25 protein-coding genes are annotated in these 20,333 nt (G+C 66.0%); 9 read left to right on the top strand and 16 right to left on the bottom strand.

The window, feature by feature from the left end:
- Nucleotides 1-58 precede the first annotated feature (58 nt).
- The 3 genes from A6F68_RS07100 to A6F68_RS07110 all read left to right on the top strand — a co-directional run bounded on the left by A6F68_RS07100 (nt 59) and on the right by A6F68_RS07110 (nt 2,096).
- Nucleotides 59-1,153: a DUF2332 domain-containing protein gene (locus tag A6F68_RS07100; protein WP_067677852.1), complete on the top strand. Its 1,095-nt coding sequence runs from the start codon at nt 59-61 to the stop codon at nt 1,151-1,153.
- 90 nt (nt 1,154-1,243) lie between these two features.
- A complete protein-coding gene (locus A6F68_RS07105) occupies nt 1,244-1,483 on the top strand; it encodes a hypothetical protein (protein ID WP_067677856.1) in 240 nt (79 codons plus the stop codon).
- 172 nt (nt 1,484-1,655) lie between these two features.
- A complete protein-coding gene (locus A6F68_RS07110) occupies nt 1,656-2,096 on the top strand; it encodes a hypothetical protein (RefSeq protein ID WP_067677859.1) in 441 nt (146 codons plus the stop codon).
- 89 nt (nt 2,097-2,185) lie between these two features.
- On the opposite strand, the gene A6F68_RS07115 is transcribed toward A6F68_RS07110, so the two are convergent.
- Genes A6F68_RS07115 through A6F68_RS07130 form a run of 4 tightly spaced genes read right to left on the bottom strand, consistent with a single transcriptional unit; the run spans nt 2,186 to nt 5,053 of the window.
- Complete coding sequence (locus tag A6F68_RS07115) at nt 2,186-3,085, bottom strand: alpha/beta fold hydrolase (protein WP_067677862.1); 900 nt, start codon at nt 3,083-3,085, stop codon at nt 2,186-2,188.
- 2 nt (nt 3,086-3,087) lie between these two features.
- A complete protein-coding gene (locus A6F68_RS07120; RefSeq protein ID WP_067677865.1) occupies nt 3,088-3,900 on the bottom strand; it encodes an SDR family NAD(P)-dependent oxidoreductase in 813 nt (270 codons plus the stop codon).
- Nucleotides 3,897-4,778, bottom strand: a complete 882-nt coding sequence (locus A6F68_RS07125; protein WP_067677868.1) for a pirin family protein — start codon at nt 4,776-4,778, stop codon at nt 3,897-3,899. The genes A6F68_RS07120 and A6F68_RS07125 overlap by 4 nt, the downstream gene beginning before the upstream one ends.
- Entirely contained in the window at nt 4,775-5,053 is a 279-nt protein-coding gene (locus tag A6F68_RS07130; protein WP_067677871.1) for a BolA family protein, read from the bottom strand. The genes A6F68_RS07125 and A6F68_RS07130 overlap by 4 nt, the downstream gene beginning before the upstream one ends.
- 53 nt (nt 5,054-5,106) lie before the next feature.
- On the opposite strand from A6F68_RS07130, the gene A6F68_RS07135 reads away from it, so the two are divergent.
- The gene (locus tag A6F68_RS07135; protein WP_067677876.1) at nt 5,107-5,697 is read left to right on the top strand and encodes a J domain-containing protein; all 591 of its coding nucleotides are present in this window, start codon (nt 5,107-5,109) and stop codon (nt 5,695-5,697) included.
- Between the two features lie 24 nt (nt 5,698-5,721).
- On the opposite strand, the gene A6F68_RS07140 is transcribed toward A6F68_RS07135, so the two are convergent.
- From A6F68_RS07140 to A6F68_RS07165, 6 genes are read right to left on the bottom strand one after another with little or no spacing between them, the layout of a single operon-like run.
- Nucleotides 5,722-6,201 carry a GFA family protein gene (locus tag A6F68_RS07140; protein WP_067677879.1) on the bottom strand — a complete coding sequence of 160 codons (480 nt, stop codon included), beginning with the start codon at nt 6,199-6,201 and terminating at the stop codon, nt 5,722-5,724.
- A 53-nt stretch (nt 6,202-6,254) separates the two neighbouring features.
- Nucleotides 6,255-6,911, bottom strand: coding sequence for a glutathione S-transferase family protein (locus tag A6F68_RS07145; RefSeq protein WP_074428291.1), 657 nt, complete (start codon nt 6,909-6,911; stop codon nt 6,255-6,257).
- Nucleotides 6,908-7,585, bottom strand: a complete 678-nt coding sequence (locus A6F68_RS07150; RefSeq protein WP_067677882.1) for a dihydrofolate reductase family protein — start codon at nt 7,583-7,585, stop codon at nt 6,908-6,910. The genes A6F68_RS07145 and A6F68_RS07150 overlap by 4 nt, the downstream gene beginning before the upstream one ends.
- 4 nt (nt 7,586-7,589) lie before the next feature.
- On the bottom strand, nt 7,590-8,069 hold the full coding sequence (locus tag A6F68_RS07155) for a VOC family protein (RefSeq protein ID WP_067677885.1): 480 nt from the start codon (nt 8,067-8,069) through the stop codon (nt 7,590-7,592).
- Nucleotides 8,069-8,857, bottom strand: a complete 789-nt coding sequence (locus A6F68_RS07160) for a VOC family protein (RefSeq protein ID WP_067677888.1) — start codon at nt 8,855-8,857, stop codon at nt 8,069-8,071. The genes A6F68_RS07155 and A6F68_RS07160 overlap by 1 nt, the downstream gene beginning before the upstream one ends.
- Nucleotides 8,854-9,240 carry a DUF1428 domain-containing protein gene (locus A6F68_RS07165; protein ID WP_067677891.1) on the bottom strand — a complete coding sequence of 129 codons (387 nt, stop codon included), beginning with the start codon at nt 9,238-9,240 and terminating at the stop codon, nt 8,854-8,856. Before A6F68_RS07165 ends, A6F68_RS07160 begins: the two co-directional genes overlap by 4 nt.
- Nucleotides 9,241-9,414: 174 nt before the next feature.
- Between A6F68_RS07165 and A6F68_RS07170 the strand changes: the two genes are divergently transcribed.
- Complete coding sequence (locus A6F68_RS07170) at nt 9,415-10,029, top strand: winged helix-turn-helix transcriptional regulator (RefSeq protein ID WP_084001749.1); 615 nt, start codon at nt 9,415-9,417, stop codon at nt 10,027-10,029.
- Between the two features lie 2 nt (nt 10,030-10,031).
- On the opposite strand, the gene A6F68_RS07175 is transcribed toward A6F68_RS07170, so the two are convergent.
- Together A6F68_RS07175 and A6F68_RS07180 are read right to left on the bottom strand one after the other, a co-directional pair.
- The gene (locus tag A6F68_RS07175; RefSeq protein WP_067677897.1) at nt 10,032-10,877 is read right to left on the bottom strand and encodes an oxygenase MpaB family protein; all 846 of its coding nucleotides are present in this window, start codon (nt 10,875-10,877) and stop codon (nt 10,032-10,034) included.
- Nucleotides 10,878-10,899: 22 nt separating this feature from the next.
- Nucleotides 10,900-11,469, bottom strand: a complete 570-nt coding sequence (locus A6F68_RS07180) for a TetR family transcriptional regulator (RefSeq protein WP_067677900.1) — start codon at nt 11,467-11,469, stop codon at nt 10,900-10,902.
- Nucleotides 11,470-11,627: 158 nt separating this feature from the next.
- Here A6F68_RS07180 and cobS point away from each other — a divergent pair, with 158 nt between their 5' ends.
- Complete coding sequence (gene cobS, locus A6F68_RS07185) at nt 11,628-12,617, top strand: cobaltochelatase subunit CobS (RefSeq protein ID WP_198152703.1); 990 nt, start codon at nt 11,628-11,630, stop codon at nt 12,615-12,617.
- 42 nt (nt 12,618-12,659) lie between these two features.
- On the top strand, nt 12,660-14,804 hold the full coding sequence (locus A6F68_RS07190; RefSeq protein ID WP_067677903.1) for a transglycosylase domain-containing protein: 2,145 nt from the start codon (nt 12,660-12,662) through the stop codon (nt 14,802-14,804).
- 13 nt (nt 14,805-14,817) lie between these two features.
- Here the strand turns inward: A6F68_RS07190 and A6F68_RS07195 are convergent, their stop codons facing one another.
- The 4 genes from A6F68_RS07195 to A6F68_RS07210 form a co-directional block, all read right to left on the bottom strand.
- Nucleotides 14,818-15,216, bottom strand: coding sequence for a PaaI family thioesterase (locus tag A6F68_RS07195; protein WP_067677906.1), 399 nt, complete (start codon nt 15,214-15,216; stop codon nt 14,818-14,820).
- Nucleotides 15,213-15,665 carry a PaaI family thioesterase gene (locus A6F68_RS07200; protein WP_067677909.1) on the bottom strand — a complete coding sequence of 151 codons (453 nt, stop codon included), beginning with the start codon at nt 15,663-15,665 and terminating at the stop codon, nt 15,213-15,215. Before A6F68_RS07200 ends, A6F68_RS07195 begins: the two co-directional genes overlap by 4 nt.
- A gap of 127 nt (nt 15,666-15,792) precedes the next feature.
- Nucleotides 15,793-16,008, bottom strand: a complete 216-nt coding sequence (locus tag A6F68_RS07205; RefSeq protein ID WP_067677912.1) for a hypothetical protein — start codon at nt 16,006-16,008, stop codon at nt 15,793-15,795.
- Nucleotides 16,009-16,294: 286 nt separating this feature from the next.
- The gene (locus A6F68_RS07210) at nt 16,295-17,977 is read right to left on the bottom strand and encodes an amidohydrolase (RefSeq protein WP_067677917.1); all 1,683 of its coding nucleotides are present in this window, start codon (nt 17,975-17,977) and stop codon (nt 16,295-16,297) included.
- Between the two features lie 89 nt (nt 17,978-18,066).
- Here A6F68_RS07210 and A6F68_RS07215 point away from each other — a divergent pair, with 89 nt between their 5' ends.
- Both A6F68_RS07215 and A6F68_RS07220 read left to right on the top strand, forming a co-directional pair.
- Nucleotides 18,067-19,320 carry a threonine ammonia-lyase gene (locus tag A6F68_RS07215; RefSeq protein ID WP_067677920.1) on the top strand — a complete coding sequence of 418 codons (1,254 nt, stop codon included), beginning with the start codon at nt 18,067-18,069 and terminating at the stop codon, nt 19,318-19,320.
- A 165-nt stretch (nt 19,321-19,485) separates the two neighbouring features.
- Nucleotides 19,486-20,328 (top strand): arginyltransferase, encoded by an 843-nt coding sequence (locus A6F68_RS07220; RefSeq protein WP_067677923.1) that lies wholly within the window; start codon nt 19,486-19,488, stop codon nt 20,326-20,328.
- Nucleotides 20,329-20,333 lie beyond the last annotated feature (5 nt).

Raw genomic sequence — 20,333 nt, forward strand, 5'->3', positions numbered from 1 at the left:
GACGATTTTGGCACGGCGCGGCGCACTTAGGGTGCGGGGCACGAAAGGGCAACGCAAGATGGGTCAGGACAGGCCGAAGTACGAGCTGGTCGATATCGACATGACGGGCGACGGCGCGGTGTCGCGCGCGTTCGAGAACCAGGTCGCCTACTGCAACGCCGCCAAGGCGCCGATCACCGCGCGGGTTGTAAATGCGATCCGCCACCTGATCGATGGCGACGAACCGGGCGCGCTGCTCGACCGTATCCGAAAGTGGCAGGGCGCGCCGCTGGCCGACGCGCTGCCGCTACGCGTGGCGGGGGGCATCCATTCGCTCTGGCTGTCGGGCGCCCAGCCGGAACTCGGGACGATCTACCGCGGCGAGGCGGCGTCGAGCGATGTGGAACTGGTTCGTGCAGCGGTCGCGGCGCACGAAGCGGTGCTGATGCCCTGGCTCGACGGACCGCCGCAGACCAACGAGGCGGGGCGCTCGTCGAACTTCATGGCGGCGTTCCTGTGGCTGGCGGGCCAGGGCCTGCCGCCGCGGTTCGAATGCCTCGAGATCGGATCTTCGGCCGGGATCAACCTCATGATGGATCGCTACGCCTACGACCTCGGCGGGACGAAGGCGGGCGCAGCAGACCCGGTAATGACGTTCACGCCCGAGTGGCACGGCGATCCGCCGCCGGCCCACCTGATCGAGATCGCCAGCCTCAAGGGCTGCGACGTGGCGCCGGTCGACCTCACCGATCCCGACCAGGCGCTGCGCCTCAAGGCCTATATCTGGCCCGAGCACACCGTCCGGTTCGAGCGGATGGAAGCGGCCGTCGCCGCCGCAAGCGAGCACGCGCCCGATCTGGTGAGGATGGACGCGGCCGAATTCGTCGAGACCGAACTGGCCAAGCCGCAGGCCGAAGGCACCACGCGAGTCCTCATGCACTCGATCGTCTGGCAATACGTGCCCAAGGATCAGCAGGCGCGGATATCGTCGGCGATGGAGGCGGCGGGTGCCGCCGCCACGCCCGAACGCCCGCTCGCCTGGGTCGCGGTCGAGGCCGACCGCACGGTCCACCGCCACGGTCTGAAAGTGCGCTACTGGCCAGGAGGAGAGGCCGAACGACAACTAACCTGGTCGCACCCGCACGGCGCGGACATCGAGTGGGTGGCGGGCTAGCGGCTGGTTTGAGGGTGCCTCGTTACTGAATTCAGACTGTCGGCTAACGACCCCATTGCGGACACGGGCGGCTTGCGCCACCAGTCGGTGATGGGCCTCTATTCGATCGTATGCGATTATGCGGGAGGGACGTTCGTCTCTCAGGTTCAAGCGACTGATGAGAATGATGCCGTTGCGAAATGGGCGGAAGCGCTCCCAAGCGAGCGGCCCCTCGGCAATGCGTCCGAACAGATTGCGAAAGCGGCTTTGGCCGATCGCGAGCTTGTTCCACTCGACGGGCTGATCGGGGTTTGGTGTTGGACAGAAACGTCGATGATGCGCTCGCGCTAGTCAACATCATCCGCACAGCCGAATGACAGCTTTCCACCCAACATCGGACGATCAGCGCAACAGCGGCGGTGCCGTAAGCGGACAGGCGGGTATCGCGAAAATCTGACCAAAAGTGGTCCAGCGGGTAACGACCCCATTGCGGGCATTAAGGTTGATCGCCAAACCCCTAACAATGAGCACAGGCCTTTCCTTTCGCTACCAACATGACGGCGACCCGAACGACGACTTTGGTTGGTTGGCTGTAGAGGTGAAAGGCGAACAGTTTTCAGGCAAGGGCGGCTTCTGGGTCCAATGGCAGGATGTAAGAGAGTTTGGCGAAAAGCTGGCCACCTATCCCATTTTGCAAGATGCCCCGGTCGAAGCATCTTGGGGATTTGAGCCTTGGGAGGGCGACTCACTTGTCGTCAGCGTCTCAGTCGCGCCAGCGGACACGCGAGGGAACTTATTGGTTCAAGTTTGGCTGCGTGACTACTTTGAGAACGGCGAAGGGAAGCCGCTGAATTGCGTTCGCACGACCTTCAAAACCAATTATCCCGACCTTGAAAATTTCCGCCAAGGTATCGCGACGCTGATGGACGGTAAGGCTGACGAGGCCAATTTGGTCGGGCAGTAAATGTCCGCTTCCCACCCCATAATTGACGCTAGAACCAAATAAGAATCTCGCTAAAAGCCGTCGTATTTCTCGGGCAGACCGCGAACTCTCTACCGCTCCAGAAACGCGTCGATTGCGGCGTTCACCGCCTCGGGTGCTTCCCATGTCACGAAGTGGCCCGAACCCGGCACTTCGACGAGAGTGAGGTCGTCGACCACGTCGGCCATCCCGGCGATGTTCTCGGGCGGCAAGGCGGTGTCGTCCATGCCCCAGATGACCAGCGTCGGGATCGTCAGCTTCGGTAGCGGCGGCGGGGTCCATCCCTCGGGTACGGTGTAGGGCGCGTCGAGCGGCGGCACGTCTATCGAACTGGCGCGGTACCAGTTCAGCATGGCGAATGCGGCGTCCCGGTCCTGCCAGCCCTCGCGCAGGCGGGCGAATTCCGCGGGCTCTATCTTCGATCCGTCGAGCCAGCCGATTTCCTGCGCGAGCAGGCCTTCGAGGCCCTTTTCGCGCACCAGCGCATCGTTCGCCGTGTCGCGAAAGCCGCGCATGTACTGGCTGCAGGTCCGCTGGTGTTCGTTGGTGTAGAGCAGTTTCTGGAAGATCGCCGGGTGCGGTGCGTTGGCGATGACCGCGCGGGTGACGCGCCCTTGTCCACTCTTGGCGTTCATCTGCCCGCCGATCGCCACGCCCCACGCGATCGCACCGCCCCAGTCGTGGCCGAGAACGGTGAATTCGCCGATCCCGAGCGCGTCGGCGAGGGCGAAGACGTCGCCGATGATCTTGTCCGCGGCATAGTCGGCCACGTCCGCCGGCTTCGACGATCCGCGATAGCCGCGCTGGTCGGGGGCGACGCAGCGGAACCGGTCCTTGAAGTGCGCGACCTGGTGGCGCCAGGTCCGGTGGCTTTCGGGAAATCCGTGCAGGAAGATCAGCGCGGGCGCGTCTTCGGCGCCTTCGTCGATGCAGTCGAGTTCGATGCCGCCCGCAAGCGTAACGCGCTTCATCCCTAGCCCTCCTTCAATCGCTCCATGTAACCGCGGGCGACCATTGCCTCGACCTGGTCGAGCAGCCAGCCGGGCGCGCGGCGAGCCTCGCCCATCGCCAGCTCGGCCTCGCGCGCGACCACGATCTCGCGCGTGCCCGCCGCCATCGCGTCGAGCATTTCGGCGGCGGCTTCGTCGGGATCCAGCCCCTGGTCGATCGCCGGATCGCTCTTGCCCCGCGCGGTGCCGTCGGCGGTCAGCGCATTGCGGCTGACGTCGGTGCGGATCGAGCCCGGGAAGATCGTGTGCACCTTGACCCCGGTCTGCGACAGCTCGGCGCGCAGGGCTTCGGCATAGCCGGCAAGACCGAACTTGGCGGCGCTGTAGGCGGTGCGCATCGGCACCCCGACCTTGCCGGCCACCGAAGAGATGAATGCCAGCGCGCCCGTGCCGCGCGCGCTCATCGGCCCGATCAGGCCTTGCGCGAAGGCGATTTGGGCGATCAGGTCCACTTCGATGATCTCACGGTAGACCTTCATGTCGGTCTCGACCGCTGCCGAGCGCTGCGAGATGCCAGCGTTGGCCACCGCGAGGTCGATCCCGCCCTTCCAGTCCAGTGCGGCGGCGGTGGCTTCGGCCATCGTCTCGTCGTCCCGCACGTCGAACGGCAGCAGCAGCGATTCGGTCGGCAGGCCCTGCGCCACGTCGTCGAGCCGGGAGATGTCGCGACCCGACAGGATCACGTGCCCGCCGCGCGCAGCCCACTGGCGCGCGAGTGCCGCCCCGATGCCGCTCGAAGCGCCGGTAATCCAGGCGACCTGTCCTTTCACGCTCATGGGTAGCTCACCGTCTTGGGTTGGTCGGGAATGGGGATGAATGCCTCGCTGTCGCCGGGGACGAGCGGAAAGTTGCCGGCGCGCCAATCGTCCTTCGCCGCGTTGATCCGCTCGCGGCTGGAACTGACGAAATTCCACCAGACGTGGCGCTTGGTGGCAAAGGCCTCGCCGCCCAGCAGCATGACGCGGCCTCCGCTTGCGGATGAAAGACGCATCGTCGCTCCGGGAGCGAGGACCGCCAGAGTGTACGGCGACAGCTCCTGCCCGTCGACCGACGCCTCGCCGCCGACCAGCATGACCGCGCGCTCGTCCGCGTCGGCGTCGATCGGCAGCGATCCTCCCGGGGCGAGAACGATTTCGGCATAGATCGTCTCGGCGTGGGTCGTGGTCGGTGCCTTCCGCCCCCAGAGCGTGCCCATGATCACGGTCGCCTTGGCGCAATTGTCCTCGACGACCGGGAGGCCGGTCTGCGCTTCGAACGCGGGATCGATCTCCTCGCGTCCGTCAGGCAACGCGAGCCAGGTCTGCATCCCGAACAGGCGCGGTCCGCTCGTCCGTTCGTCCGCCGGGGAGCGCTCCGAATGAACGATCCCGCGGCCCGCGGTCATCAGGTTCACCTGTCCCGGGCGGATCGTCGCGAAAGTGCCGAGGCTGTCGCGGTGGTCGATCGCGCCCTCGAACAGCCACGTGACCGTGGCCAGGTTGATGTGCGGGTGCGGGCGCACGTCCATGCCGGACCCCATGTCGAGCTGTGCGGGGCCGAACTCGTCGACGAAGATGAACGGGCCGACCATCGTGCGACCCTTACTCGGCAAGACGCGCCGCACTTCGAACTGACCGAGGTCGTGGGTGACGGGGGCTATCGCCTGCTCGATCATTCGGCATCTCCGGGCGCGAAAGCGCGGATGGCGAGCGCATGGACCCGCTGGCCGGGTATGTCGCCCAGCGCGGCGTTGACCATGCGCTGGCGCTGGAGGCGCGACTGGCCGGCAAAGGCGGCGCTCTCGATCACGAGCGTGAAGTGCGATTCCCCGCTCCCGTCGTCGCCCATGTGACCGCGATGCTTCGCGCTGTCGTTGATCACGTCGAGGCGGGTAGGGGAGAAGGCAGCGGTCAGCAGCGCTTCCATTTCCGATTGCAGCGGTCCGGGCATGGCATCTTTCTTGGGAGTTGTGGCGCGGCTTGTCCATGCCTACCTCGGGGCCGATGCGGTCGATGCGATTTCACGGGCGGCACGAAGACCGTGTCCAGGAATGCCAGGCGCCAGGCTGCGACGAGCCCGGGCAGTTCCGCGCGCCCGGCCCGCGCGCGCCGGGCTTCGACGGACCCGGCGAGCACTTCTGGTTCTGCCTCGACCACGTTCGCGAATTCAACGCGCGGTACAACTACTTCGCCGGGATGAGCGCCGACGAGATCGTCGCCGCGCAGCATCCCGCAGCGGGCTGGGCGAACTCGAGCACGACGCGCGCGTTTCGCGTCGACGCCGGCGTGGGCGGGGTGCCGCGCTGGGCCGATTTCGACGATCCGCTCGAAGCGATCGGCGCGCGGGCGTCCGACATCCGTCGCCGCGCGCAGGGCCGGGCGCAGGCCGCACGCTTCACCCGCGACGAGCAGGATGCGCTGTCCACGATGGACCTTGCACCCGACATCGACCGGGCCGCCTTGCGCCGCCGCTATTCCGAACTCGTCCGGCGCTACCACCCCGACCGTAACGGCGGCGATCGCAGCCACGAGGCACGGCTCACCCGCGTCGTCGAAGCGTACCAGCTCCTTCGCAAGAGCGCAGCCCTGGCCTAGCCGCATCAGGCGGCCAAGGCGGCCTCAGCCCTCCCTCAATGCGCGCCAGCGGGCGGCGTTCGCCTCGCCATAGATCCGCACCACGTCCTTGCCGGAATAGAACACCTCATAGGCTTCGGCGCCTTCGGGGATGACGACCCACGGTTGCTTGCTGCCGGTGAAGATGTGGACGTTCGGCGGAAAGGCGTCGGGATCGTCGAGCGTGCCGACGCGGACGAACGCGCCTCTGTCGCCGACCCCGCCGTAATGGCTCCACAGGGCGATCCTGCAGTCGGGGCAGCGAAAGATCGGCTGGCCCTTTCCGCTCGCGGATGGATTGTCGGTCCGCTCCGGTTCGCCGGCGAGCACTTCCAGCCGCTCGGTTTCGATCACCGCATTGAGCGCAAACGCCGATCCGCTGCCGCGCTGGCACCAGCGACAATGACAGCAATGGACGACCATGGGGTCGTCGGTGAGCCGGTAGCGAACCTTGCCGCAATCGCAGCCGCCTTCGTGCGACGTCATGGCCTCTCCTCCGAAACGACCCACGAGGAACGTTGCAGGAGCGGCCGCACAGGTCAATCGCGGTCCGGAGCACCCAGCGGGAAGTAGTGGCGATAGGGCCGCGCGTCCTCGATACAGCGTGCCGCAGGTGGAAGCGCGATCAGCTCGGCACGCAGGTCCCGGACGCGCGGGCAGGTGTCCGGAATGCGTTCGATCCAGTCGGCATAGAAGAGGCTGGGCATCGCGGCACAGCTGGCGAGGCTGACATGGGCCGGCAGTTCGTTTTCCGCGAGCCAGTTCTCGAGCCAGGCGTAGGAATGGAGCAAGCCGTTCTTTCCGGCCGCCACCTGGTCGGGATTCGGGTTCGCGGCGTCGGCGATATATGCATTCACGACCAACTGGCCCACGTCCATCACGTAGCGATCGAAGACACGGTCCATCATCCGCGCCACGACCGCTTGCCCGGGGTCCTCCGGGATCAGCGGAGCGGCACCCGGATAGTGCGCGGCAAGGTGCTCGATGATCGCGGTCGATTCGATCACGATCGCCTCTCCATCCACCAGCACCGGGAACTTGCCCGCCGGATGAACCTTGCGGCAGAAATCCCAGTTGCCGGGAAAGGCCGGATCGACGTTGCGGAATTCGAACGGAGTGCCGTTGGCGTAAAGCGGCATCAGCGCCTTCCAGGTGTAGCTGGAGAACGGGTGGCCGTAGAGGACGAGGTCGCTCACCAGGTGCCGTCCGCGATGCGCTGCTGGCGGGCCTTTTCGCGTTCGCTGGTCGCGGCGATGGGCGCTTCGTCGGGATAGGGCGGGAGCTCGCCCCCCGGCTTCCAGTGGGCGACGACAGCGCCACGGTCGGTAACGCGGTGGCCCGTCATCTCGAGTTTCGTGACCTTCGTGCCATCGCCAAACAGGCGCTTTCCGTGTCCCAGGATCACGGGATAGGTCATCGTTATCAGTTCATCGATCAGCCCGGCCGCGAGCAGTGCCGGGTAGATCGTGCTCGATCCCTGGATGATGAGGTCCGCACCCGGTTCGGCCTTGATCCGTGCTACATCCTCGATCCCGCGCAGGCGGTGGCTGTTCTGCCATTCCAGCTGCTGGTCGCCTCGGGTCAGAACGTACTTGTTCGCCTTGTCGAACGCGTCGCGCATCGGGCGGTTTTCCGGCTCCTCGGCATAGGGCCAGTACGCTGCGAAGATGTCGTAGGTGCGGCGGCCGAGCAGGAGATCGTAATCGCCCGAGAACAACTGTCCCAGGGTTTCGCCGACACCTTCGTCCCACAGCTTGAAAACCCAGCCGCCCTGGTCGAAACCGCCCTGCGGGTCTTCGGTCGGGCCGCCGGGGGCCTGCATTACGCCATCGAGCGAAAGAAACGCCGCACCGGTTATCTTGCGTGCCATCCTGTCAGTTTCCCTTCCGTGCCGCATCGATCGCGGCGACATCGATCTTGCCCATGGTCATCATCGCCTCGAACGCGCGGCGTGCTTCGTCGCCGCCCGCTTCCTGCGATTCGAGCAGCGTGCGCGGGGTGATCTGCCAGTTGAAGCCCCACTTGTCCTTGCACCAGCCGCAGGCAGATTCCTGCCCGCCGCCCTCGACGATGGCATTCCAGTAGCGGTCGGTTTCGCCCTGGTCCTCGGTGACGACCATGAAGCTCACGCTCTCGTTGGGCTTGAACATGTCGCCGCCGTTTAGGCCCGAGAAGCTGCGGCCGAGCACGGTGAAATCCACCGTCAGTGCGTCGCCCTTCTTGCCCCCCGGAAAGTCCGCCGGGGCGCGAAACACGCGTCCGACCTGACTGTCCGGAAAGGTGTCGGAATAGAACCGTGCGGCCTCTTCCGCTGCGCCGTCGAACCACAGCACCGTCGTCATTTTCCGGTCCATCACGTCGCCTCCTTGCGCGCTCCGACGAGACCGAAGGCCGCCCCTTGGGGGTCGATTGCCATGAGCGAAAATTCGCCGCCGGGTATCTCGATCGGCTCCTGGATAATCGTGCCGCCGTTCGCAGGGATCGCCCGCGCGGCAGCGTCGATATCGGGCACGCGGAAGTAGAAGCTCCACGATGAAACAGGCATCTGCGGCATCTTCGGCATGACCGCGCCGATGCCGTAGTCGCCGTGGCGTAGGAATTCGTAGGTGCCCATCGGGCCCATATCCATTTCCCCGTCCTTCACCCAGCCGAACAACTGGCCGTAGAACGCCTTCGCCCTCTCGGGGTCGGACGTCGCGAGCTCGTTCCAGGCGCAGTGGCCGACTTGCGGCGCGTACTTCGCGAAAGCGCCGCCCGGCTGGCCCGAGCGATCGTCGATGACATAGAACATCGCGCCTTGCGGATCGGCGACCATGGCGAAGGGGCCGACGCCCGGGACCTCGCCGCCTTCCATGGTCACGCTGCCGCCGCGATCCCGGATCGCGGTCAACGCCTTGGGCACATCGTCCACGCGGACGTAGCCGACCCATGCCGGCCGCGCGCCCCCGGCGGTCATTTCGTCGGTCAGCCCCAGAACGCCGCCGATCTGCGTGTCTCCCGCGGAAAACGCGCGGTAGTCGATGCCGGCCGGCCCTCCGGCCTCATACGTCCAGCCGATCAGAGGACCGTAGAAAGCCTCTGCCGCATCGACATCGGTCGTCATCAGTTCGTACCAGACGAAATCGCCGTGCTTCTCGGTCATTGGTCGCCTCCCAGCTCGACGATGGGCATGAACCCACCGAAGATGAGCCGCTTGCCGTCGAACGGCATCGGGTTCTTTTCGGGGTCCATGCGCGGATCGGCCTTGGACGGATCTTCCATCCACTCGGTCATCTTGGCCATCGCCGCGTCGCGCGTCGCCTTGTCGGGCCATTCGATCCAGCTGAAGAGGACTTCCTCGTCGTCCTCCGCCTTCACTGCCATGCGAAAATCGGTGGTCTTTCCTTCGCTGACATCGTCGCCCCAGCACTCCACCACGCGCGTCGCGCCCAGGTCCATGAAAACGCTGTCGCCCAGCTTGGCGTGTTCGATGAACTTGTCCTTGTTGGCGCGCGGGCAGGCGATGACGAAACCATCGACGTACATTCTCACTCTCCTTCGATATCTTGCGACGCGATGAGAATGACATCGCGACTCGACACTTGAGCTTCTTCCCATAATAAGTTACTAAACGCAACTGTGCAGTTACAAAAAGAAACTAGGCAATCCGCACCCGGCCACGGCAAGTGGTACCGCGACGCTTGCGGAACCGCGTTCGCGATGGAGCTGCTGGGCGAACGCTGGTCCCTGCTCATAGTGCGCGAGCTTATGCTTGGGGGACGGCGGTTTTCGGACATCCGCGCCAGCCTGCCCGGAATATCGGCCAAGGTGCTGACGGAGCGGCTGGAATCGCTCGAGCAGTCGGGCGTCGTCGTGCGGCGCCACCTCCCGCCGCCGGGCAAGGCGCAGGTCTACGAGCTGACGGCATGGGGCTATGCTGCCGAGCCGCTGATACAGGAGGCGGGTCGCTGGGCGGCGCAGTCGAGCGCGCACGACCCGACGCTGCCGCTCTCGGCGGTATCGCTCATGCTGTCGATGAGGACGATGGTGGACCGGGCCGCGCTTCCCTCGGTCAGCGGCCGGGTCGGTTTCGTCATAGGGGGCGACAGCTTCGTCGCGGAGCCTTCGGCCGATGCACTCCCGGTCGTGCGGGGCGATGTGGCCGGCGCCGACGCCGTGTTTCGCGCGCCTGTAGCGGCCGTACTTGCTGCGGGGATCTATGCCGGCGTCCCATGGGCCGACCTGGAGCGTGACGGCAGCGTCGTGATCGAGGGCAACCGCGACCTTGCGATGCGCTACGTCGCGCTGTTCTGCCTGCCGCCTCCGCTCGCCTGACGTCAGCGCTGGCGGAATGCCCAGCGCAGGGTTTCCGACATGGTCCGGGTGGCAAGCCGGGCGGGGAGCGCGCTCGCGCTCGGCCGGGCGAGGCCGAGCATGGTGCGCGCATAGGGAGGCAGGAGGTCGACCGCCGCGGTGGCGAGGGCGCGCTGGACGGCAAGCGGTGTCCCCGCGGGTCGCTGCGTCAGCACCAGGCGTGCGACCTCGCTCGCAGCATCGCTGGAGGACAGGTCGGCCCGCAAGTCGGCGATGAGGGATTCCGCCGCAGCGCGGGTTTCCGGGACCGGATCCGCGCCGAGGCTGCGGGCGATCACCGCGAACTGGCGGAAGTACTCGTCCTGCTCTGCGAGCGGCATCGACGGGCGGACATAGGCGAGATGGGCGTCGAGAAAGCTCGTCGCTTCGGCCACGTGGACCCAGGCGAGTGTACGCGGATCGCTCGCCGCGTAGCGAGTACCGTCGGGAAGGGTGCCGCTCACCCGCGCGTGGATGCGATTGACGCGTTCGATGGCCGCCATCGCCTCGTCGCGATGTGCGAAGGTCGTCACCGCGATGAAGCGGGCGGTGCGGCGCAAGCGGCCGTGCATGTCGCGGCGGAAATCGGAGTGGTCGAGAACGCCCTGCAACGCATGGGGGTGCAGCATCTGAAGCAGCAGCGAGCGAATGCCGCCGACCATCATCGACACGACGCCGCTGTGGACCATCCTGATCGGGGAATCGCGTTCGAACAGCGCGTCGTCGCTGATCGCGACCGGTTGCTGCCCCGCGGCCACGTCGTTGAAGGTGGCGCGCACCTTGCCGACGATCCGGCGGCGGACGAGTTCGACGGGGGAGGGCGGGAACATGCTGCCAGCTTAGCCCACGCGGTCAGTGGGCGGCCATCCGTTTCTCGAGGGTCGCGATCGTCCGGTCGAACATCGCCCCGTCACCCGCGGCGCGCGCGGCGAGTTCCGCCCCTTCGATCTGGGCGAGGACCGCGCGGGCCTCTTCCTCGATGTCGCCGGCGACCGAGATCGTACGGTCGCGACGCCCCGCCTGCAGGATCGAGGCGATCCGCCTCAGAACCAGCTCGCGCGCATGACCAAGCGCAGCTCGCGTGGCATCGTCGAGGGCGTCGGCACCGGCGGCAAGCGCAGTGAGAGGGTCGAGCGCGTGCCCATCGTCGATCTGGTCCCGCCGTTCGCGCAGCAGAGTCTTCAGGGCAAGGTACCCCCGGCGATGATCGGCCTCCGCATCGCTCAAGTCCGCTTCGGCAAGTTCGGCGAGCCGTGAAACCAGTGCAGCTGCGAATATCGCCTTGGAGGCGAAGTGGTGATGGACGCTCGCTTTCCGTATGCCCGCACGCTGCGCGACTTCGCCGAAAGAGAGGCCGGCAAGGCCTTGGCGACAAACGATTTCCTCGCCTATCCTGAGCAGCTCATCCCGTGAGGTTTTCATAAACCTACCTGTTAGTAGGTTTGATGGAGGCCCGTCAACTGCGCTCCCTACCTATGAGTAGGTTTGCTTCTGCATCCGTCGGATCCGGTGGACTTCATGCAGGCATAGCGGAAATACCGTTGCGGCCCCCCGCGCGCGCGTATAGGTCGCGCGTCACGATGAACGACATGACCGACGCCCTCGAAACGCACCAGCGCACAATCCTCGCAGCGCCCGACACAACCGTCAGCGCGCGCGAGGTCTTCGGGGTCGATGTCGACTGGCAAGTGCCCGCGTTCTCCAAGGCGGATTCGCGCGTCCCGGATATCGACGACAGCTATGTGTTCGATCCGGACACCACGCTCGCGATCCTCGCCGGCTTCGCGTTCGACCGCCGGGTGATGATCCAGGGCTATCACGGTACCGGCAAGTCGACGCACATCGAGCAGGTCGCCGCGCGGCTCAACTGGCCGTGCATCCGCATCAACCTCGACGCGCACATCAGCCGCATCGACCTGGTCGGGCGCGATGCGATCGTGCTGCGCGACGGGTTGCAGGTGACCGAGTTCCGCGAGGGCCTTTTGCCCTGGGCATTGCAGCACCCCGTCGCACTGGTGTTCGACGAATACGATGCGGGCCGTCCCGACGTCATGTTCGTGATCCAGCGCGTGCTCGAGCAACAGGGCAAGCTGACCCTGCTCGACCAGAACCGCGTCATCCGGCCCGATCCGCACTTCCGGCTGTTCGCCACCGCGAACACCGTGGGCCTCGGCGATACGAGCGGGCTCTATCACGGTACCCAGGCGATCAACCAGGGTCAGATGGACCGCTGGAACATGGTCGTGGCGCTGAACTATCTGCCCGCCGAGACCGAGCAGTCGATCGTTCGCGCCAAGAGCCCGGAAACCGACGCGAAGGTGGTCGCGGACATGGTCAAGGTGGCCGACCTGACACGCCAAGGCTTCATCGGCGGCGACATCTCGACCGTCATGAGCCCGCGCACCGTGATCACCTGGGCGCAGAACGCCGCGATCTTCGGAGACGTCGGCTTCGCCTTCCGCCTCACGTTCCTCAACAAGTGCGACGAGGCCGAGCGGGTGCTGGTGGCCGAATACTATCAGCGTGTGTTCGGCGTCGACCTTCCCGAAAGCGTCATCGGCAGGAACTAGGCGTACTAGTCAGGGCTGTATTGACCTGCTAACACAGTTCTGATGTCGCCGCGCGATCCCTGGTACCGCAGGAAGCCAGCCGAGGAACCCGCGTCGCCCGCGGGCTACTTCGCTGTGCACGGCACGCCCGGCGGCGGATCGCCCGTATCCGACCGGTTCGCCGACTGGGACCAGCGGCTCGAGGCAGCGGAGCCTGCGGCCAAGACCGGATGGTTCGGGCGCCGCAAGCGCTGGTGGATCGTCCGCGGCGCGGGAGCGATCCTGGCGCTGTTCATCCTCATTGTGGCGTGGCTCGCGGTCACCGCGCCGCTGTCGAAATCCCTCGAGCCGATCGCCGCCCCCCAGCTCACATTGCTCGCCAGCGACGGCACGCCGATCGCGCGCAACGGTGCCGTGATCGACGCGCCGGTCGACGTGGACAAATTGCCCGATCATGTCGTCGAAGCCTTCCTCGCGATCGAGGATCGCCGCTTCTACAGCCACTGGGGAATCGATCCGCGCGGGATCGCACGCGCCGCTTTCACAGGTGTGGGCGGCGGCTCGACGATTACCCAGCAGCTCGCCAAGTTCACCTTCCTCACGCCTGAGCAGACCCTGACGCGCAAGGCGCGCGAGATGCTTATCGCCTTCTGGCTGGAAGCGTGGCTCACCAAGGACGAGGTGCTCGAACGCTATCTGTCGAACGCCTACTTCGGCGACAACGTGTACGGCTTGCGGGCCGCGAGCCTGCACTATTTCTACCGCCAGCCCGAACGATTGAAGCCCGACCAGGCGGCCATGCTCGCGGGGCTCGTGCAGGCGCCGTCGCGGTTTGCGCCGACAAAGCACTATGACCGGGCCGCGCGGCGGATGGAGATGGTCAAGGCGGCGATGGTCGATGCCGGGTATCTCACTCCTTCAGAGGCGCGGGCGATGCGGCCGCCACGGCTCGATGTCAGGCCGGCACCGAGCTTGCCCACAGGGACCTATTTTGCCGACTGGGCCCTGCCGCAGGGGCGCAAGCTGGCCGAGGCCGGGTATGGCGGACAGACCCTTACGACTACGCTCGATTCGCGGTTGCAGGCGATCGCGCGCCGGGTCACGGCGCGCGTGCCGGGCAAGGCGCAGGTCGCCCTCGTCGCCATGCGGCCCAACGGCGAAGTCGTCGCGATGATCGGCGGAAAGGATTACGCCCGGTCCCCGTTCAATCGCGCGACGCAGGCCCGGCGGCAGCCGGGTTCCACCTTCAAGCTTTTCGTCTGGCTCGCGGCCCTTCGCGAAGGGATGAGCGCGGACGACACGATCGACAATCGCCCGATCACCACCGGCGGGTATCGTCCGAAGAACGCAGCGGGCAACTACTCCGACAGCATCACCCTGGAAGACGCCTTCGCGCGTTCGAGCAACGTCGCCGCAGTGCGCCTGTTGCAGACTGTGGGCAGTGAGAACGTCATCGCCACTGCACGCGACCTCGGGGTCAGGTCGCCGATGGCAGAGGGCGACCCAAGCCTTGCGCTGGGCACGTCGACGATGACCTTGATCGAGCTGACTGCGGCCTATGCCGGGGTGGCGGGAAACGACTTCCCGGTCGTTCCGCGCGCCTTCGCCGAACCTGAAAAGGGGTGGCTCTCGCAGGCATGGGACTGGTCGAAGCGCGAGCGGCTCTCGGGCCGCACCCACGGCGAGATCGAACAGATGCTGCGTGCCGCGATCAACCGCGGAACCGGGCGGGCAGCCTCACTGTCCATACCCAATTTCGGCAAGACCGGCACCAGCCAGGATTACCGCGACGCGCTGTTCGTCGGGTACGCTGGCGACCTCGTTGTGGGTGTCTGGATCGGGAACGATGACAACACGCCGCTCGGCGGCATAACCGGTGGCAGCGTCCCGGCCCGGATCTGGCGCGACTTCATGGTTCAGGCGCTGGGCAAGGGGGCAAGCCGACCGGCACCAGCGCCTGACGTGCAGGACGACCCCGGAGGTCCCATCGAGCCGATGGACGTTCCGGGCCCAGACGCGATCCCCACCGCGGACTTCCCCTTCGACGAGCGAGGATCGCGGGTCCGCATCGGCGGTGAAGGGGTGACGGTGTCGACCGACATCGAAGGGGTGCCGATCGATTTGCGGGTCAATCGTGAGGGAATAAGGATCGAGCCGGGACCGCCGCCTCCACCGCCGGGTCAGGCACCGAACCAGCCGCCGCAGTAACCCGGCGTTCGCTCTACTCCGGATCGACCATCAGCACGTTCATCACTGCAGTCGCGATCGGCTTCAGCGGGTCGTCCTGCCAGGCTTCGATCGAGAGGTTTGCATTGCGCCGCCCCAGGCGGACGATGCGGCCCCGGGCGTAGCTTTCGCGAGTCCTGCCGGTCGAAAGGTATTGCACCGTCACGTTGATTGGCTTGAGCGTCGGGTGCCTGTCCAATGCATCGAGCGCGCTGCGGAGCGCCGCGTAACCGGCGGTCTCCAGCAGGCCGGCGATGGCGCCACCATGCCAGGCACCCGGGCGACCCTCCATCTCGTGCGCGAACGGCAGCGAGAGCACCGGCGCATCACCTGGAGTGTGTTCACCGACGATGATGCCCATCGAGCGCGCATAGGAGGTGAGCCGCGTATTCATGCCGGCACCATGCGCGAAGGGTCGAGCGTCATGAAGACGGCTGCCATCTGGGCGACCGGATCGTCAGGATCCCCGTCGTGGGCGCTGCCGCGTACGAAAGCTGCCGATCGCGTGCGCCGGTAGCACTCGACCCTGCCGATCACCGACGCTTTCTCGCGGGAAGGGCGGAGGTAGTCGACCCTGAGGTCGAGCGTGGCGACCGGCCGGAACTCGCCGTTCGTGACCCAGATCGCCATCCCTGCGGCCATGTCCATCAAGCTGATGATCGGACCGGACGCGAGAACGGGAGCGCCTTCGTCGCTGATCAGGTCTGCCCGCCACGGAAGCTCAAGCTCGCACCAGTTATCGCCATGCGACCGGTACGTCAGGCCAAGCCATCCGGGGTGCGCACGGGTCAGTATCCAGCGCGAAAGCTGGGATGGATCGAACTGGCCGCCGAACGTGTTCATCGCGCGCTCGTGCCCCGAGGCGGGGTGCCATGCAATCCCGGAAAGCCAAGTGCCGGCACTGCTCTGGAAAATTGCCAAAAAAAAACGGGGCCAGAAGGCCCCGTTTCCAATCCGAAGATCGTAACCCTTACGGGCTGACCGGATCGTCGTCGCCACCGACGGCGATAACGACCGCAGCGATGATCGCCGCGAAGGCGAGGATCGCGATGATCCACGACGAACCGGACATCTCGCTGCCTTCTTCGGCAGGAGCGGCGGTGCGCTGCGGAGCAGCCTGAGCGACCGCCGGGGCCGCAGCAAGCGTAAGCGCAGCCGCGGCGGCGGCAAGGTTGCGGAACTTCATATCTTATCTCCTCGAAGACTGGATTTCTTCAATCTCGTCCCCGCCGCACTAGGCCAACCTGCTGTGGGAGGCAACCCGGAAATTGGCGGGATTGTGTGAAAATTTCAGTTGTTTGACCTGTTCTAACAACGACAGATGCTTTTCGGCAACGGTAGGTAATCGAGCGCTTGATGACTCCCCTCGCTAACGTCCCGGAGGCCTACAGGTTCCTGTATCTAAATCACTGATCTATTTGCGACCTGTTTTTCCCATCGAGGCACCTGTCATGCGGGCGGTTAAAACGGGGTTAACGACCGCCAGCGGGCCGATCGACCTGCGTTCCCGACATGTACACCCGCTCTCCGCCCACCCAGGTCTGCAAAACCTGTGTTTTGCGCATGTCCTCGGGTGAAACCAGAAGGGGATCGCGGTCGATGACGAGGAAATCGGCGCGCAGGCCCGGCTTGATTTCCCCGAATCGCGATTCACCGAACCCGGCGTAGGCGCCGGCCACGGTATAGCCGGCCAGCGCGGCTTCGCGGCTCACGGTCTCGCCCGGCATCCAGCCGCCGAACGGCTGGCCGTCGGGCCCCGTCCGGCTGATCGCCGCCGCCAGCCCGGCGAACGGCTCGGACGATTCGACGGGGGCATCCGTTCCGAAGGCGAGAAGGGCGCCCCCTGCCGCAATGCTCCGCCAGGCATAGGCGCCCGAGAGCCGGTTTGGGCCCAGCCGGGCTTCAGCCATCAATCGGTCAGATGTCTGGTGGACCGGCTGCATCGAGGCGATCGTGCCGGTCTTGCCGAACCGGGCGATGTCGACCGGATCGACGATCTGCGCGTGCTCGATCCGCCAGCGCCGGTCGCCCTTGTAGGTCTCCCCGAGTTCCTCGATCACGTCGAGAACCTCGGCGTTGCCGCGGTCGCCGATCGCGTGCACGGCGACCTGGAACTTGTCGAGCGCGGCACGGCTCATCACGTTGCGCAGTTGGGTCCCGGTCACGATCGGCAGGCCGGTGTTCCTGGGATCATCGGCATAGGGTGCCTTGAGCCAGGCCCCGCGCGAGCCGAGCGCGCCGTCCATGTAGAGCTTGACCCCATTGAGGCGCAGCTTGTCGTCGTAGAGCCAGGGGCTGGGACCCGGACCGCCGATCAGTTCCATCGCGTCGGGTCCGGCGGCGTAGGCCATGATCCGCATCCGCAGCCAGCCCGAATCGCCCGCGCGGCGCATCGACTGCCAGCCTTCGATCGTGGTGCCCATGTCTGCCGCTGCAGTGACGCCGTTCGCGAGCAGGATCTCCTGCGCCTTGGCCAGGGCAAGATCGTAGTCGTCGGGACGGGGTGCGGGTACCGCGCTGTCGAGCAGTTTCATCGCGTTATCGACCAGAACGCCCGACGGGGCCCGCGAGCCGCCGACCCGCTCGATTCTCCCGCCGGCCGGATCGGCCGTCGCTGCGGTGATGCCGGCCGCGGCGAGTGCCTGCGTGTTTGCCCAGTGCGCATGCCCGTCTACTCGCTCCATCAGGACCGGGCGGTCGGCGACGACCGCATCGAGTTCTGCCGCCGTCGGGAACCGGCCGAGACCCCAGGTCTCCTGGTTCCAGCCGCGACCGATGATCCAGCGCCGGTCCGGATTGCGCGCGGCATAGTCCCGGATCGCCGCCTGCGCCTCGGCCAGCGTGCGGGTGCCCGACAGGTCCAGCGTGAGGGCGCCGAAGCCGATACCCATGACGTGCAGATGCGAGTCGACGAGGCCCGGGATGACGTAGGCACCCTTGCCGTCGACCGCGAAGTCGGTCCGCTGCGGACGCTTGTCCTTGCGTTCGAGCAAAGCCTTTACCCGGCCGTCGTCGTCGATCCAGATGCCGGTGAAGCGGGTCACCTTGCCATCGCGGTCGATCGAAACGCCCTGGACGTTGTCGACCAGCGTGTCGGCGGAAGCGGAAGTGGCGAGGCCGAAGGCCGCCACGGCGGAGAGGAGCGCGCGTTTCATGATTGCTCGGTTAGGCAAGTTTCCCTGCGATGCAAATGAACAAGCCCTATGTTTCCCCGCCGGACCAATTCCCCTAGGGCGTCGGAACAATGAACGAGACAACCACCTTGCGCCCGGCTGATAGCGCCGACCTTCCGCTCACGATTGACGATGTTCGCGCCGCGGCCGCGTGCATCGAGGGCGCCGTGGTGCACACGCCAACGATGCACTCGATCACGCTGTCCAGGATCACCGGCGCGGAAATCTGGCTCAAGTTCGAGAACCTGCAGTTCACCGCCGCATACAAGGAGCGCGGTGCGCTCAACGCCCTTTTGCTGCTGACCGAAGAGCAGCGGGCGCGGGGCGTGATCGCCGCTTCCGCGGGCAACCATTCGCAAGGGTTGAGCTACCACGGCACGCGCCTCGGCGTTCCAGTGACAATAGTCATGCCGCGCACTACGCCGAGCGTGAAGATCATGCAGACCGAAAGTGTCGGCGGCCATGTCGTGCTGGAAGGGGAGACCTTCGACGAGGCCTATGCCCACGCGCGCAAGCTTGAGCGGGAACTCGGGCTGACCTTCGTCCACCCGTTCGACGATCCCAACGTCGCCGCAGGTGCCGGAACCGTTGCGCTCGAGATGCTGGAAGACGCACCCGAGATCGATTGCCTCGTGGTGCCGATCGGCGGAGGGGGCCTGATTTCGGGCATGTCCACCGTGGCCAAGGACCGCCAGCCCCCCGTCGAGGTGGTGGGGGTGCAGGCGGCGCTGTTCCCGTCGATGTATGCGCGGATCAACGGGCGCACGATGGATTGCGGCGGCGATACGCTGGCCGAGGGCATTGCAGTCAAGGCGCCTGGCGAATTCACATCGCGCGTCATCGCCGAGCGCGTCGACGAGATCGTGCTGGTTCACGAGGACTCGCTCGAACGGGCGGTCAGCCTCCTGCTCCAGATCGAAAAGACCGTCGTCGAAGGTGCGGGCGCGGCCGGTCTCGCGGCGGTTCTTGCCCACCCCGAGCGGTTCGCCGGCCGCAAGGTCGGGCTGGTATTGTGCGGCGGCAACATCGACACGCGATTGCTGGCCAACGTCCTGTTGCGCGACCTTGCGCGGTCCGGTCGCCTCGCGCGTCTGCGAATCACTCTGCAGGATCGGCCCGGCGCACTCTACAAGGTGATGAAGGAGTTCGATGCGCACTCGGTCAATATCATCGAGATCTACCATCAGCGCATCTTCACTTCGTTGCCGGCGAAGGGCCTGATCACAGACATCGAGTGCGAGGCGCGGGACCGCGAGCAGATCGACGCGCTGATCGCGGCGCTGCGAGCCAAGGGCTACTCGGTCAGCCAGGTCGAGCTCAACTGAACGGGCTCGCGCAGGCTGGAAACCCTTTCGCAACTGTGCAAACTAAGTTTCCGTTAACCGAGATAGATGGTTAAAGGTGTTTTACCGCCGGGCCCGACGGGGCATACCGTGCGGATCGATCGCCAGCCGTGAACCAGCGGCGCCAGAAAGGACCCGAGCCAGCCCGTGACGGCCCCTGTTCGCTTTCCCCGATTCTTCGTCACGAGCCCCGCGCCGTGTCCGTATCTGCCGGGGCGCAGCGAGCGGAAGGTTTTCACCGAGCTCAAGGGCCCTCATGCCGACCAGCTGAACGAAGCGCTTGGACGGATCGGGTTTCGGCGCAGCCAGACCGTTGCCTATCGGCCGAGTTGTCTCGATTGCCAGGCCTGCGTCTCGGTTCGCGTCCCCGTTCGCGAGTTCGCGCCGTCTGGTACCCAGAAGCGCAACCTGAAGCGCAATTCCGACCTGGTGGCGAGCGAATGCCGGCCCTGGGCAACCGGCGAGCAGTTCGACCTTTTGCGAAAATACCTGTCCACCCGTCACCCGGGCGGCGGCATGGCCGCGATGGACGAGATCGATTACGCGGACATGGTGGAACATACGCCGGTTACCAGCTATGTCGTTGAATACAGGGAGCCCTCGGACGGGCTGAGGCCGGGTCGCTTGGTCGGCGCGTGCCTCACCGACCGGCAGGGCGATGGGTTGTCGATGATCTATTCGTTCTACGACCCTGAGCATGAGGCGCGGACGGGTCTTGGTAACTACATCATCCTGGACCACATCCGGCGTGCCGCTGCCGAGGGGCTCGGCTACGTCTACCTCGGTTACTGGGTCGAGGGATCGGACCGGATGCAGTACAAGATCCGCTACCGGCCCATCGAGCTGCTCGGCCGCGAAGGATGGCAGCGCGTCGCGCCCGAACGGCACGAAGCACTCATCGCGGCGGCCACCGCGCCGCGCAACCGCGATCGCGGTCCCGCCAGTCCCGCGAAGGACGCGTCGCTTCCGCAGTTTGCTCTCGACGAGTAGACGCG

This window comes from Tsuneonella dongtanensis (assembly GCF_001698205.1).
GTDB classification, from domain to species: domain Bacteria; phylum Pseudomonadota; class Alphaproteobacteria; order Sphingomonadales; family Sphingomonadaceae; genus Tsuneonella; species Tsuneonella dongtanensis.

Excerpts from the sequence above, each read along its gene's own strand:
- A6F68_RS07100 (WP_067677852.1), top strand. The coding sequence starts at position 59 with ATGGGTCAGGACAGGCCGAAGTACGAGCTGGTCGATATCGACATGACG.
- A6F68_RS07105 (WP_067677856.1), top strand. The coding sequence starts at position 1,244 with ATGGGCCTCTATTCGATCGTATGCGATTATGCGGGAGGGACGTTCGTC.
- A6F68_RS07110 (WP_067677859.1), top strand. The coding sequence starts at position 1,656 with ATGAGCACAGGCCTTTCCTTTCGCTACCAACATGACGGCGACCCGAAC.
- A6F68_RS07115 (WP_067677862.1), bottom strand. The coding sequence starts at position 3,085 with ATGAAGCGCGTTACGCTTGCGGGCGGCATCGAACTCGACTGCATCGAC.
- A6F68_RS07120 (WP_067677865.1), bottom strand. The coding sequence starts at position 3,900 with ATGAGCGTGAAAGGACAGGTCGCCTGGATTACCGGCGCTTCGAGCGGC.
- A6F68_RS07125 (WP_067677868.1), bottom strand. The coding sequence starts at position 4,778 with ATGATCGAGCAGGCGATAGCCCCCGTCACCCACGACCTCGGTCAGTTC.
- A6F68_RS07130 (WP_067677871.1), bottom strand. The coding sequence starts at position 5,053 with ATGCCCGGACCGCTGCAATCGGAAATGGAAGCGCTGCTGACCGCTGCC.
- A6F68_RS07135 (WP_067677876.1), top strand. The coding sequence starts at position 5,107 with ATGCGGTCGATGCGATTTCACGGGCGGCACGAAGACCGTGTCCAGGAA.
- A6F68_RS07140 (WP_067677879.1), bottom strand. The coding sequence starts at position 6,201 with ATGACGTCGCACGAAGGCGGCTGCGATTGCGGCAAGGTTCGCTACCGG.
- A6F68_RS07150 (WP_067677882.1), bottom strand. The coding sequence starts at position 7,585 with ATGGCACGCAAGATAACCGGTGCGGCGTTTCTTTCGCTCGATGGCGTA.
- A6F68_RS07155 (WP_067677885.1), bottom strand. The coding sequence starts at position 8,069 with ATGGACCGGAAAATGACGACGGTGCTGTGGTTCGACGGCGCAGCGGAA.
- A6F68_RS07160 (WP_067677888.1), bottom strand. The coding sequence starts at position 8,857 with ATGACCGAGAAGCACGGCGATTTCGTCTGGTACGAACTGATGACGACC.
- A6F68_RS07165 (WP_067677891.1), bottom strand. The coding sequence starts at position 9,240 with ATGTACGTCGATGGTTTCGTCATCGCCTGCCCGCGCGCCAACAAGGAC.
- A6F68_RS07170 (WP_084001749.1), top strand. The coding sequence starts at position 9,415 with ATGGAGCTGCTGGGCGAACGCTGGTCCCTGCTCATAGTGCGCGAGCTT.
- A6F68_RS07175 (WP_067677897.1), bottom strand. The coding sequence starts at position 10,877 with ATGTTCCCGCCCTCCCCCGTCGAACTCGTCCGCCGCCGGATCGTCGGC.
- A6F68_RS07180 (WP_067677900.1), bottom strand. The coding sequence starts at position 11,469 with ATGAAAACCTCACGGGATGAGCTGCTCAGGATAGGCGAGGAAATCGTT.
- cobS (WP_198152703.1), top strand. The coding sequence starts at position 11,628 with ATGAACGACATGACCGACGCCCTCGAAACGCACCAGCGCACAATCCTC.
- A6F68_RS07190 (WP_067677903.1), top strand. The coding sequence starts at position 12,660 with ATGTCGCCGCGCGATCCCTGGTACCGCAGGAAGCCAGCCGAGGAACCC.
- A6F68_RS07195 (WP_067677906.1), bottom strand. The coding sequence starts at position 15,216 with ATGAATACGCGGCTCACCTCCTATGCGCGCTCGATGGGCATCATCGTC.
- A6F68_RS07200 (WP_067677909.1), bottom strand. The coding sequence starts at position 15,665 with ATGAACACGTTCGGCGGCCAGTTCGATCCATCCCAGCTTTCGCGCTGG.
- A6F68_RS07205 (WP_067677912.1), bottom strand. The coding sequence starts at position 16,008 with ATGAAGTTCCGCAACCTTGCCGCCGCCGCGGCTGCGCTTACGCTTGCT.
- A6F68_RS07210 (WP_067677917.1), bottom strand. The coding sequence starts at position 17,977 with ATGAAACGCGCGCTCCTCTCCGCCGTGGCGGCCTTCGGCCTCGCCACT.
- A6F68_RS07215 (WP_067677920.1), top strand. The coding sequence starts at position 18,067 with ATGAACGAGACAACCACCTTGCGCCCGGCTGATAGCGCCGACCTTCCG.